The sequence below is a fragment of the Streptococcus mitis genome (genome assembly GCF_001579035.1).
GTDB classification, from domain to species: Bacteria; Bacillota; Bacilli; order Lactobacillales; family Streptococcaceae; genus Streptococcus; species Streptococcus mitis_J.
Window position 1 is genome coordinate 123,424 of sequence record NZ_KQ970290.1, and the last position, 12,793, is coordinate 136,216.

General features: G+C 40.4%; 12 protein-coding genes and 1 pseudogene. 5 read left to right on the forward strand and 8 right to left on the reverse strand.

Annotated elements, in window-relative coordinates; genetic code table 11:
- Nucleotides 1-1,084: ABC transporter substrate-binding protein/permease (locus SMIDD26_RS08785; RefSeq protein ID WP_134990271.1), on the forward strand; the 1,084-nt coding region annotated here is incomplete at its 5' end.
- Nucleotides 1,084-1,824 carry an amino acid ABC transporter ATP-binding protein gene (locus SMIDD26_RS08790; protein WP_061439856.1) on the forward strand — a complete coding sequence of 247 codons (741 nt, stop codon included), beginning with the start codon at nt 1,084-1,086 and terminating at the stop codon, nt 1,822-1,824. The genes SMIDD26_RS08785 and SMIDD26_RS08790, both read left to right, overlap by 1 nt.
- Nucleotides 1,825-1,930: 106 nt before the next feature.
- Here SMIDD26_RS08790 and SMIDD26_RS08795 read toward each other — a convergent pair whose 3' ends face one another.
- From SMIDD26_RS08795 to rpmB, 8 genes are all read right to left on the reverse strand, one after another.
- Nucleotides 1,931-2,146: a capsule biosynthesis transcriptional regulator gene (locus tag SMIDD26_RS08795; protein ID WP_001130036.1), complete on the reverse strand. Its 216-nt coding sequence runs from the start codon at nt 2,144-2,146 to the stop codon at nt 1,931-1,933.
- A gap of 757 nt (nt 2,147-2,903) precedes the next feature.
- Nucleotides 2,904-4,154, reverse strand: coding sequence for a threonine ammonia-lyase IlvA (ilvA, locus tag SMIDD26_RS08800; protein ID WP_000952975.1), 1,251 nt, complete (start codon nt 4,152-4,154; stop codon nt 2,904-2,906).
- A gap of 114 nt (nt 4,155-4,268) precedes the next feature.
- Nucleotides 4,269-5,291, reverse strand: coding sequence for a ketol-acid reductoisomerase (ilvC, locus tag SMIDD26_RS08805; protein ID WP_000290683.1), 1,023 nt, complete (start codon nt 5,289-5,291; stop codon nt 4,269-4,271).
- 168 nt (nt 5,292-5,459) lie between these two features.
- Nucleotides 5,460-5,936, reverse strand: coding sequence for an acetolactate synthase small subunit (ilvN, locus tag SMIDD26_RS08810; protein ID WP_042901661.1), 477 nt, complete (start codon nt 5,934-5,936; stop codon nt 5,460-5,462).
- The gene (locus tag SMIDD26_RS08815) at nt 5,929-7,629 is read right to left on the reverse strand and encodes an acetolactate synthase large subunit (protein ID WP_061439857.1); all 1,701 of its coding nucleotides are present in this window, start codon (nt 7,627-7,629) and stop codon (nt 5,929-5,931) included. The genes ilvN and SMIDD26_RS08815 overlap by 8 nt, the downstream gene beginning before the upstream one ends.
- Before the next feature lie 201 nt (nt 7,630-7,830).
- Nucleotides 7,831-9,498: a DAK2 domain-containing protein gene (locus SMIDD26_RS08820; RefSeq protein WP_061439858.1), complete on the reverse strand. Its 1,668-nt coding sequence runs from the start codon at nt 9,496-9,498 to the stop codon at nt 7,831-7,833.
- Between the two features lie 2 nt (nt 9,499-9,500).
- Nucleotides 9,501-9,866 (reverse strand): Asp23/Gls24 family envelope stress response protein, encoded by a 366-nt coding sequence (locus SMIDD26_RS08825; protein ID WP_000216437.1) that lies wholly within the window; start codon nt 9,864-9,866, stop codon nt 9,501-9,503.
- A 155-nt stretch (nt 9,867-10,021) separates the two neighbouring features.
- Nucleotides 10,022-10,210: a 50S ribosomal protein L28 gene (rpmB, locus tag SMIDD26_RS08830; RefSeq protein ID WP_001140948.1), complete on the reverse strand. Its 189-nt coding sequence runs from the start codon at nt 10,208-10,210 to the stop codon at nt 10,022-10,024.
- A gap of 226 nt (nt 10,211-10,436) precedes the next feature.
- Between rpmB and SMIDD26_RS08835 the strand changes: the two genes are divergently transcribed.
- The 3 genes and pseudogenes from SMIDD26_RS08835 to SMIDD26_RS13280 form a co-directional block, all read left to right on the forward strand.
- Nucleotides 10,437-11,603 (forward strand): IS30 family transposase, encoded by a 1,167-nt coding sequence (locus SMIDD26_RS08835; protein ID WP_061439859.1) that lies wholly within the window; start codon nt 10,437-10,439, stop codon nt 11,601-11,603.
- A 186-nt stretch (nt 11,604-11,789) separates the two neighbouring features.
- Nucleotides 11,790-12,410: pseudogene (locus tag SMIDD26_RS08840) on the forward strand (helix-turn-helix domain-containing protein); the annotation flags it as partial.
- A gap of 184 nt (nt 12,411-12,594) precedes the next feature.
- Nucleotides 12,595-12,793: DUF960 family protein (locus tag SMIDD26_RS13280; RefSeq protein WP_419986661.1), on the forward strand; the 199-nt coding region annotated here is incomplete at its 3' end.

The following is a 12,793-nucleotide window of genomic DNA, read 5'->3' on the forward strand; positions in this document are numbered from 1 at the left end:
GATTGCACAAATCCCAGGTGCTAAAAAAGAAACAGCCATGGGAGACTTCGCTCAAATGCGCCAAGCTCTTGAGGCTGGTGTCATTGATGCCTATGTTTCTGAACGCCCAGAAGCACTGACTGCCGAAGCTGCGAACTCTAAGTTTAAGATGGTCCAAGTAGAACCAGGTTTCAAAACTGGGGAAGAAGATACAGCTATCGCCATTGGACTTCGTAAAGATGACACTCGTATTAGCCAAATCAATGCCAGCATTGAAACCATTTCAAAAGACGACCAAGTTGCCTTGATGGATCGTATGATCAAGGAACAACCTGCCGAAGCTACAACAACTGAAGAGACTAGCAGTAGTTTCTTTAGCCAAGTCACTAAAATTCTTTCTGAAAACTGGCAACAACTCTTGCGTGGTGCTGGTATCACTCTTTTAATCTCTATCGTCGGAACCATCATAGGTCTCATTATCGGACTTGCCATTGGTGTCTTCCGTACTGCTCCTCTATCTGAGAATAAAGCTATTTATGGCCTACAAAAACTAGTCGGCTGGATCCTCAATGTCTACATTGAAATTTTCCGTGGTACCCCAATGATCGTTCAATCGATGGTTATCTACTATGGAACTGCCCAAGCTTTCGGGATCAACCTTGACCGTACACTAGCTGCTATCTTCATCGTTTCAATCAATACCGGTGCCTACATGACTGAAATCGTCCGTGGTGGTATCCTAGCAGTTGACAAGGGACAATTTGAAGCTGCGACTGCTCTTGGTATGACCCATAACCAGACCATGCGTAAGATTGTCCTACCTCAGGTTGTCCGTAACATCCTACCAGCAACTGGTAATGAATTTGTCATCAATATCAAAGATACATCTGTATTGAACGTTATTTCTGTTGTCGAACTTTATTTCTCAGGAAATACTGTGGCAACTCAAACCTATCAATACTTCCAGACATTTACAATCATCGCCGTGATTTACTTTGTCCTCACCTTCACCGTAACACGTATCCTACGCTTCATCGAACGCCGCATGGACATGGATACCTATACTACAGGTGCTAACCAAATGCAAACGGAGGATTTGAAATAATGACCCAAGTAATCCTTGAAATTAAACACCTCAAAAAATCCTATGGACAAAACGAAGTGTTAAAAGACATTTCACTCACTGTCCACAAGGGAGAAGTTATCTCTATCATCGGAAGCTCTGGAAGCGGGAAATCAACCTTCCTACGCTCTATTAACCTACTTGAAACACCAACTGATGGACAAATCCTTTATCATGGACAAAACGTCCTCAAAAAAGGCTATGACCTCACGCAATACCGTGAAAAGTTGGGAATGGTTTTCCAATCCTTTAACCTCTTCGAAAATCTCAACGTGCTTGAAAACACAATAGTCGCTCAGACAACAGTCCTTAAACGTGAACGCACAGAAGCTGAAAAGATTGCCAAAGAAAACCTTGAAAAGGTCGGTATGGGGGAACGCTACTGGCAAGCGAAACCAAAACAACTCTCAGGTGGTCAAAAACAACGTGTGGCCATCGCTCGTGCCCTTTCCATGAATCCGGACGCTATTCTCTTTGATGAACCAACATCAGCTCTCGATCCAGAAATGGTTGGAGAAGTCCTCAAAATCATGCAGGACCTGGCTCAAGAAGGCTTGACCATGATTGTTGTAACTCACGAAATGGAATTCGCCCGTGATGTCTCTCACCGTGTTATCTTCATGGATAAGGGTGTAATCGCTGAAGAAGGCAAACCAGAAGACCTCTTCACCAATCCTAAAGAAGACCGTACAAAAGAATTCCTTCAACGCTATCTCAAATAAAAAGAAAAGGCTGCATCAATCGTGCAGTCTTTTTGCTGTCCAAAATGAAAAGGCAGATTCTCTATCTCTACTACTTGAGGGTCAAGAATCCGCCGTTATCCAAAGATTAATCTTCAAATTTTTCATGATTTTTTTCATAGAAATCAATTAGGCCTAGGGCTGTTTCAAATGAAATATTTTTTACTTTTGCACGACCCTGCGCCAGAGCAATGATAGACATTTCACGCGCATTCGTTTCTTTAGAGATACGGTAGCCTGTGATTTTCTTATCACGAACCCAGCCAACAACTGATTCTACTTTTTCAAAGTTTGACTTAGCCATGTTTTTCTCCTATTTTCTTCTTTACAATATTTAATTGTATACGTTTTTACTACTTTTGTCAATAAAAAAACATATATTCAACGAAAATAATTAGTTCAGAATTTTCTTACTTCCTTTTTAAAGCCGATAATATATAGGTTTTGCTAGCCTTTACACCATAAATATTTGCTAATAAAAATATTGTATTATTACCCTCTTAAGGTGCAAAATTATTCAAGCTTTTTAAAAAATGCTTCTCTATTTCCGTAAGATAGCTTATTTCTTCGATTTAAGAGCTGAAGATGACAGTCCTAACCTTTAGAAATCCAAGCCTTCACTAGCTCAAAAACTCCTATCTTTCTTCCTCAAGAAATCATCTAATAGATAGCTATTCCTTATATTCTTCAAATTCATCACTCATTTGGATATTGAGGTGCTAGCCTAAAACCAAACACCCGATTATCTAAACCATCCTTAATAAAGATGACAATACAGATAAGCTTAGTCAATTACTTATATATCCTTTTAATATGGTATATTTGTCAATGAAAAGAAATCAAATCACATCTTAAAGACCGTGTGAGTTTACTTTTCAAAATAGATGGGAAATCAAAATGAAGGATGGAAATCTGAGCCAAATATCATAAGTGCTATAATGAACAGAAGTAAGAATTGCACGATAAGCTTCCTAAAACCATAGGAATCGCCCCTTTCTTCATCTTCATTATAGCACCTATACATCAGTTGTGCAAATAATATGATATTTTTTTATTAGTCCTCAGACAAGCATATTATAAAGCGTTTCATTCCCATTTAAGTTAATATAAGCCGGATCAAAACCTTCCATTCTACGGATCAAACCTGCATAATCATGCTTATCTGCCAAAGCAATCCCGATCAATACAGGCCCTGTCCCCTTACTAGCTCTTTTGATATACTCAAAACGTGTGATATCATCGTTTGGCCCCAGGATATCATTTACAAATTCACGCAATGCTCCTGGACGCTGTGGAAAATTGACCACAAAGTAATGCTTGATCCCATCATAAATCAAGGCGCGCTCTTCCATTTCTGGCATACGGTTGATATCATTATTTCCTCCAGAAATGATACAACAAATGGTTTTCCCCTTGATATATTCAGCTAAAACCTCTAAAGAAGCGATACTAGCCGCTCCAGCAGGTTCTGCGACAATCCCTTGCTTAGAGTAAAGGTCAATCAAAGTTTCAGAAATCAATCCCTCATCGACACCTACCAAAGTTTGAACATGTTGACGAGTTGCTTCATAGGTCAATTGACCTACCTTTTGTACAGCAATCCCATCCGCAAATTTGTCAATTTCCTTGAGTTTAACAGGCCCACCAGCTTCAAAGGCAGCCTTCATGGAACGTGCTCCATTAGCCTCTACCCCAATGACTTCAATTTCTGGACTTGTTTCCTTGATATAGGTAGAAACCCCAGCAATGAGACCACCACCACCAACAGGAACCAAGACAGCATCAAAATCAATCGATTCTTTTCGAGCCTCTTCTAAAATCTCATAAGCAACTGTCCCTTGACCAGCTTGAACATGAGCATCATCAAAGGGATCAATAAAGGTACGATTTTCAGAGACTGTAAATTCTTGGGCTGCTTTAGCTGAAGCATCAAAGGTATCTCCAACTAGTTTAATGGTTACGAAGTCCCCACCAAAAAAGCGAACTTGACCAATTTTTTGTTGCGGAGTTGTAATTGGCATAAAAATAGTAGCAGGAATTTTCATCTCATTACAGGTATAGGCTACTCCCTGCGCATGATTTCCCGCAGAGGCACAGACTACCCCACGTTCACGCTCTTCCTTGCTGAGCTGGGAAATAGCATAATAGGCACCACGAATTTTAAAAGAGCGAACACGTTGGGCATTTTCTTTTTTCAAATAAATCTTAGCACCATACTTCTCCGATAAATAATGGTCATAATCAAGCGGTGTATTCACAACCACACCGTTCAAGACCTTGTGAGCCTTGATAATATCTTTTGAACTTAACATCTTTTTCTCCTAGACTATTTCATACTTATCGTAATCCATCCTCTTAAAAGAGAGATGAATTGATTATAAAAGCGAGTTAGTCCCCCAACTCGCCTTCACCTTAATTTCTATCAATTAGTTATAGATTTTGAATGCATCGTCGTCGTTTTTACCAACGAAAGGCATTGCTTTACGCAATTCTGCACCAACTTTTTCAATTTCAAGGTTAGCTGCTTGTTCACGGTAAGCAGTCAATTTTGGACGTCCAGCTTTGTAGTCATTGACAAAGTCATTTGCAAATTTACCATTTTGGATGTCTGCCAAGACAGCTTTCATGTTTTCTTTAACTTGTTCAGTGATTACACGTGGACCTGATACATAGTCACCGTACTCAGCAGTATTTGAAATTGATTGACGCATTTTCTTGAATCCACCTTCATAGATCAAATCAACGATCAATTTCATTTCGTGAAGAACTTCAAAGTAAGCCAATTCTGGAGCGTAACCTGCTTCTGTCAAGACTTCGAAACCTGCTTCGATAAGGGCAGTCAAACCACCACAAAGTACAGCTTGTTCACCAAACAAATCTTCTTCAGTTTCTTCTTTGTAAGTTGTTTCAAGAAGACCTACACGAGCTGCTCCAACACCTTTACACCAGTCCATAGCAATGTTTTTAGCATTTCCTGTTGCATCTTGGTATACTGCGTAAAGAGCTGGAACACCAAATCCTTCTTCGTAAGTACGACGTACCAAGTGTCCTGGTCCTTTAGGAGCACACATGAAGACATCTACATCCGCAGGAACTTTGATAAACTCAAAGTGGATATTGAAACCATGAGCAAATCCAACTGCGTTTCCAGCTTCCAAGTTTGGAGCGATTTCTGCTTCGTACAATTCTTGTTGGATTTCGTCTGGTGCCAAAATCATGATAACATCAGCCAATTTAGTTGCTTCTGCTACTGTGTAAGTGTCAAATCCATCTTCTTTTGCTTTGTCAAAAGATTTACCTGGACGTACACCGATGATGACATCGCGACCTGAATCACGCAAGTTTTGAGCATGCGCATGTCCTTGTGAACCATAACCGATAACGGCGATTTTTTTACCGTCAAGTGCTGCTACTTTAACATCTTTTTCGTATTCCATTTGAACTGCCATAGTTTTTCTCTCTTTTCTATTTTTATTGCCTTTTAGGCTGGTTTAACAAATTTAAAATATTTTTATACTCAATGAAAATCAAAGAGCAAATTAGGAAGCTAGCCGCAGGCTGTACTTGAGTACGGTAAGGCAAAGCTGACGTGATTTGAATTTGATTTTCGAAGAGTATTAATCGCGGGTAAATCCAGTTGCACCAGTTCGAGCGATATTGCGAATACCGTATGGTCGAATGACTCGCAATAGAGCTTCGCTCTTTTCTGCATTTCCTGTCATCTGAATGGTAATCGAGCTTGGCGCTACATCCACCACCGTTGCACGGAAAGGTTGAATAATCGCTAAAATCTCAGCGCGCTTCTCAGCTGGCGCTGACATCTTAACCAAAATCACCTCGCGCTCCAAATGAGGCTTGTCTGTAATATCTCGAATGCGAATCACATCAATCTGACGATTAAGTTGCTTGATGATTTGCTCCACTTCATCATGTGAAACTACATCAATAATAATGGTGATACGCGATACATTCGGATCTTCTGTCGCTCCAACAGAGATGCTTTCGATATTAACCTGACGACGAGATAGGACACCTGTAAAGCGATTGAGGACTCCTGAACGATTTTGTAGTTTTGCTGTTAACATTCTACGCATGGAACTTCACCCCCAACATCTCATGATTACTCTTACCAGCTGGTACCATTGGTAACACCTGTTCCTTACGAGAAATATCTACCTCGATTAGCATAGGAACATCCTCAGTGATCACTTCAAGATCTTGAGCCAAGGTCTCAGGATTGTCAAACTTATAGTTTTTAATGCCATAAGCTTGTGCCATCAATTGGAAATCAGGAAGGGTGTCAAAGACTGACTCTGATGTTCTACCTTCATAGAAGGATTCCTGCCACTGGCGAACCATTCCGAGTGAGTGGTTGTTCAGCATAACCACCTTGATTGGCACCTTGTAAATGTTCAAAATAGCCAATTCCTGGTTGGTCATTTGGAAACCACCATCCCCAACAAACAAGACTACTTCCTTATCCGGGTTGGCAATTTTAGCACCAATTGCTGCTGGAATTCCGAATCCCATCGTTCCCAAACCTCCTGAAGTCACTAACTGACGTTCATTTTGGTATGGATAATACTGGGCTGTCCACATTTGGTGTTGACCAACGTCTGTTACCACAATGGCATCTCCATTCGTCAATTCACCAATTCGTTCAATAACGGCTTGCGGTTGAACCACACGCTCTTTCTTGTCATAAGAACGAACACGGTTCTTGTCTTTAGTGACTTTCTCAATCCATTTTTCAGTATTGTTATGAACTGTCGGTTCTGCTAGTAACATTTGCAAGGCTTTCTTAGCATCTCCAACTACAGGAATATCTGCACTGATAATCTTGCCAATCTCGGCTGGGTCAATATCAATGTGGGCAACCTTAGCATTCTTAGCGAAGGTCTTTGGATTTCCCGTCAAGCGGTCATCGAAACGGCAACCAATACTAATCATAAAATCGGCTTCTGTCATGGCAATATTAGCTGCGAATGACCCGTGCATTCCTCCCATCCCAAGGAAGAGGGGATGACTCGTTGCAATCGTTCCTTGCCCCAAAAGGCTGGTTACAACTGGAATTTGATAGCGCTCTGCAAATTCATTTAATTCTGCAGCAGCCTCAGCATAACTAATCCCACCACCAGCTAGCAAAACTGGTTTTTTAGCCTTGGACAATTGCTTCAAGATTTTCTTGATTTGCATATCATTTGGCTCAAGAGTCGGTTGATAGCTTGGTAGGTTCACTTCTGGTGAATAGATAAAATCTGTTTCCAAAGCAGATACGTCTTTAGGTAGGTCAATGACGACTGGCCCTAGGCGACCTGTAGTTGCGATATGGACAGCTTCCGTAATGATACGAGGAATATCAGCTGTCTCACGAACTTGGTAATTGTACTTAGTGATTGGCATGGTGATTCCCACGATGTCTGCCTCCTGAAAGGCATCCTTCCCAATCCCCGCTCGCGCCACTTGACCTGTAAAGACCAAAAGGGGAACACTATCGCTCATGGCATCTGCAATCCCTGTAATGGCATTTGTTGCTCCTGGTCCACTAGTGACGACGGCAACACCCAACTTTCCAGTTGATTTGGCATAACCTTCAGCTTCATGCAGACAACCTTGCTCATGGCGTCCTAGAATGTGGCGAATGCCTTTAAAATTATATATCGCATCATAAAAAGGCAAGACTGCACCACCAGGATAACCAAAGATGGTATCAATTCCTAAATCGCGAAGTGTTTCCAAAACTAGGTCCGACCCCGTCTTAGGAGATTCTAAACTGATTTTCTCCATTATTCCCCTTTCTTTCCTCTTAAAAATAACTTGTTACTATCATACCATTTTTTCAAAAATTTTCAAGTGAAAAGAAGAAATTTTCTGAATTTTCTATTTTAATGTTTATTTATGAATGTTATTTTTGTTTTTATTAAAAAAGATACCGATTTCATTTACTAAAAAAGAAAAAAGAACTGATTTCTCAGTCCTTCATTAATCTTATTCTACACTAAATAGGTATGGGTAAACAGGTTGTTGGCCTTGGTGGATTTCGACTTCAACATCTTCGAATTCTTCTGCGATTTCTTGGGCAATTTCATTGGCAAGTTCTTCACTTCCGTCTTCACCAACATAGAAGGTTACGATTTCACTATCTTCATCCAACATATGTTTCAATGTTTCAGTCAAGGTTTGGTGCATATCAGGGTTTGACACGAGGATTTTCCCATCCACCATACCTAGATTATCGTTTTCATGGATTTCTAATCCATCAATCGTTGTATCACGCACGGCTGTTGTGACGCTTCCGCTAACGACATCGCTAAGAGCAGCTGTCATACGCTCTTGGTTTTCTTCGATTGACTTGCTTGGATCAAAGGCAAGAAGACTTGTTAAACCTTGAGGAAGAGTACGAGCCTCTACCACTACTGCTGGTTGCTCCAAAACTTCTGCTGCAGATTGAGCTGCCATGAAGATGTTTTTGTTGTTTGGCAGGAAGATGATGTTACGAGCGTTGACCTGTTCAACAGCCTTGATAAAGTCTTCTGTTGAAGGGTTCATAGTTTGACCGCCTTCGATAACATAATCTACGCCTTGAGAACGGAAGATATCTGCTAGACCTTTACCAGCCACCACAGCAATCAAAGCATACTCTTTTTCTTCAGCTGGTTTGCTAACTTGAGCAGCTTCTTTCTCAACCTGCGCTTCGTGTTGGTTACGCATATTGTCAACTTTTACCTTGACCAAGCTACCATATTTGAGACCTTCTTGCATAACAAGACCTGGATCTTCTGTATGGACATGGACTTTGACGATTTCATCATCATTAACAACGAGGAGAGAATCCCCAAGTTCATTCAAGTAGTTACGGAACTCTTCATAGTCAAAATCTTTAGCATAGGTTGGACCTTGCTTAAGAGCTACCATGATTTCAGTACAGTAACCAAATGTGATGTCCTCAGTCGCTACGTGACCAGCCACAGACTTATGATGCTCTGCATTGATCATCTCACTCATGTTGGCAGGAGTGGCTACAAAGTCCTCAGATGCAATATATTCGCCAGTAAGGGCTGAAAGGAAACCTTCGTAGATGAAGACCAGTCCTTGACCACCTGAGTCCACAACGCCAACTTCTTTCAATACTGGAAGCATGTCTGGCGTTTTAGCTAGAGCTGTTTTAGCACCTTCCAAAGCTGCGCGCATGACTTCAACAGCGTCATCTGTCTGCTCAGCTTTTTTCTTAGCACCGATAGCAGCTCCACGAGAAACTGTCAAAATCGTTCCTTCAACTGGTTTCATAACGGCCTTATAAGCAACTTCCACACCTGCTTGGAAAGCAAGGGCCAAGTCTTGACCTGTTAACTCGTCTTTATCCTTGATGGCTTGTGAAAATCCACGGAAAAGCTGAGACGTAATAACACCTGAGTTCCCCCGCGCACCCATCAAAAGACCTTTGGCAAGAATGCTCGCTACCTCTCCAACAGTAGAAGCTGGCTTGTCTGCAACTTCTTTAGCTCCATTTTCGATGGTCATCCCCATATTTGTTCCAGTATCTCCATCTGGAACGGGGAAGACGTTTAATGAATTGACATATTCAGCTTGCTTATTCAAGCGAGTTGATGCAGCCTGCACCATTTCTTGAAATAAGCTAGTAGTAATTTTTGACACGGTTATTCTCCTACAACTTTGATATTTTGAATGTAGACATTTACAGTCTGAGCAGTAATTCCAAGCTGGTTTTCCAAGCTAAAACGAACACGCTCTTGAATGTTTTTTGACACTTCGCTAATCTTTGTTCCGTAGCTCAACACGGTATATACATCAACTGCAATACTGCCATCTTCGGCCGCTTTTACGACGACACCTTTGGAATAATTTTCCTTACCTAGAAGGGCTTGGAAATTATCTTTGAGGGCATTTTTACTAGCCATACCGACCACACCAAAAATTTCAGTTGCTGCTCCACCTACGACGGTTGCAATTACTTCATCTGTTAGTTCGATTTGACCATCTTTTGTATTAATTTTTACAGTCATCCTTTTTACCTCAACTAGTTGATACTCTATTTTATCATATTTCAGCCCAAGTGTAAAAGCAGAATACTGTATCAGCGGATATTTACTCTATTTTTCAAATGATTTTATATCTACAGTAAAAGAAAAAAGACCCTAAGGTCTCCTTACTTTTATTATTAAACGCGTTCAACTTTACCTGATTTCAAAGCACGAGCTGAAGCCCAAACTTTTTTAGGTTTACCATCGATAAGTACAGTAACTTTTTGAAGGTTTGGTTTTACGGCACGTTTTGTTTGGTTCATCGCGTGTGAACGGTTGTTTCCTGATACAGTCTTACGACCTGTAAAGTAACATACTTTAGCCATTTGTGTTTTCCTCCTATTAGATCTAATATAGCGGATGTGCTAGCACCACATACCGTACTATGTTATCACACTTTCTTCATTTTTGCAAGGGAATTGGAAGATTTTTTTATTTAACGTAACTTCTCAAAGTAACTTCTACTTACCTAACCGAAGTGGAAATTAGTCTAAAACGGATTTTTATGGTGGAATTAAGTGTGAGACGTTTGAGTTAGAAATGAGGCTAACTATGTCAAAACATAAACACCTTACCCTTTCAGACCGTAATGATATCCAACTGGGCTTAGAGCGCGGTGAAACCTTCAAAGCTATCGGGCAACTTATTCTAAAAGACCCAACTACTGTTTCCAAAGAAGTCAAACGAAACAGACAGGTCCGAGAGTCTACATGCCATAACCTTCCTTGCCCTTTACTCGACAAAGCTCCCTTTGTCTGTAATGGGTGTCCTAAAAGAAGACAAAACTGTGGCTATCAGAAAATCTTCTATCTCGCTAAACAAGCTCAAAAACAATACGAACAAACTCTTGTCGAAGCTCGTGAAGGAACTCCCCTCAATTCCAAGACCTTCTGGGAAATGGACAAAGTCATTTCTGATGGGGTTAAAAAGGGACAACACATCTATCATATCCTCAAAACTCATAACCTTGATGTCAACTCCTCAACTGTCTATCGACATATCCGAAAAGGATACCTATCTATCGCTCCTATTGACCTAGCCCGAGCCGTTAAATTCAAAGAAAGAAGAAAAAGTAAACTACCTTCCATTCCTAAAGAAGCTAAAAAAGGCCGTTCCTATGAGGATTTCCAAAACTATTTAGCACTGAATCAACTAGACTCTTGGCTGGAAATGGATACAGTTCTGGGGAGGATGGGAGGTAAAGTCCTACTCACCTTCAATCTCTCTTTCTGTAACTTTATCTTCGCTAGACTGCTGGATAATAAAACTGCCCGTGAGGTTACCAAACACCTCTATGATATCAAGAACACTCTTCACCAAGCTGACAAAGATTTCTTTCAACTCTTCCCTGTCATCCTGACAGATAATGGTGGAGAGTTTGCCAGAGTCGATGATATCGAAATGGATGTGCGAGGAGAGAGTAAACTTTTCTTTTGTGACCCTAATCGCTCTGACCAGAAAGGGAGAATTGAGAAAAATCACACGCTGATTCGAGACATTCTTCCAAAGGGAACTTCTTTTGACAACTTAACTCAGGAGGATATTAATCTCGTCTGTTCACATGTCAACAGCGTCAAACGTGCTGCTTTGAATGGAAAGTCAGCCTACGAGCTCTTTGCCTTTACCTATGGAGAAGAAATTCCTAAGCTTCTCGGCATTTCTAAAATACCTGCAGAAGACGTCTGCCAGTCGTCTAAATTATTCCAACATAAGTTCTAAAAACTAACCTTTAACCGCATTCAAACGTCTCACACTAACTTCCACTTCTACTAACAGCGGAACTTCGTTTGGGAATTTAGCATTTTTTTATTTATGTGTAATTCGAATGTGATAATGTCTTTAGTAAATCGAACGTGAAAATGTCCTATTTGGTAGAATAGTCATATGAAAAGAAGCCAACTAAATGTGAATGAAACGAAAAAATATCTTGTGATAAAAATTATTGCCCAAGGAAAGAAAACAAAGAAACGGGCCTGTGTCGAACTCAATCTTTCTGAAAGACAAATCAATCGTCTGCTACTAGCCTATCAATAGAAAGGAAAAGAATCCTTCAGACACGGAAACAGAAATCGAAAACCAAAGCAGGTAATCCCTGATGAAATCAAAGAACGTGTCCTAAAGCAATACCTCTCCTATGAAACGTATAAACCAAATGTCCTTCATTTCTGTGAATTACTAGCTGAAGAAGAGGAAATTAACCTCTCTGATACAACTGTTCGTAAACTACTCTATAAGGAAAACATCCTGTCGCCTAAGTCTCATAGAAAGACAAAGAAGAGAATAAGAAAACAAGCTAAAATGACTCTGAATCAACCTCTAGACAATCCAATCTTACCGACGGCTGAAGACTTCCTGGAAGACCCTAAAAAGGTACATCCTAGTAGACCTAGAAAGAAATTTGCTGGAGAACTCATCCAAATGAATGCCAGCCCTCATGCCTGGTTTGGAGCGCAAACCTCTAACTTACACCTAGCCATTGATGATGCTTCCGGCAATATCCTAGGGGCTTATTTTGATAAACGTGAACATAAAAGTCAAAAATAGTAATGAATTTTACACTGACGTAAAAACTACTCCAATTGATAACCATACCCTAATAGCCGCGGTTCTTAACCCTATGTATCACCTTTTTTTCTTTCCAAAAAATCACCTTTTCTTGATTTTTAATCCTATTTGCTGTATGATAAGGGAAAAGAAAGGGGGCAGAAACATGGCTTTTACCAATACCCACATGCGGTCTGCTAGCTTTGGCATTGTTACCAATTTGCCTGATGACGTTATTGACTCTTTTTGGTATATCATCGACCATTTCTTAAAAAATGTCTTTGAATTGGAAGAAGAACTTGAGTTTCAATTGCTCAATAACCAAGGAAAAATTACCTTCCACTTTTCAAGTCAACACCTCCCTA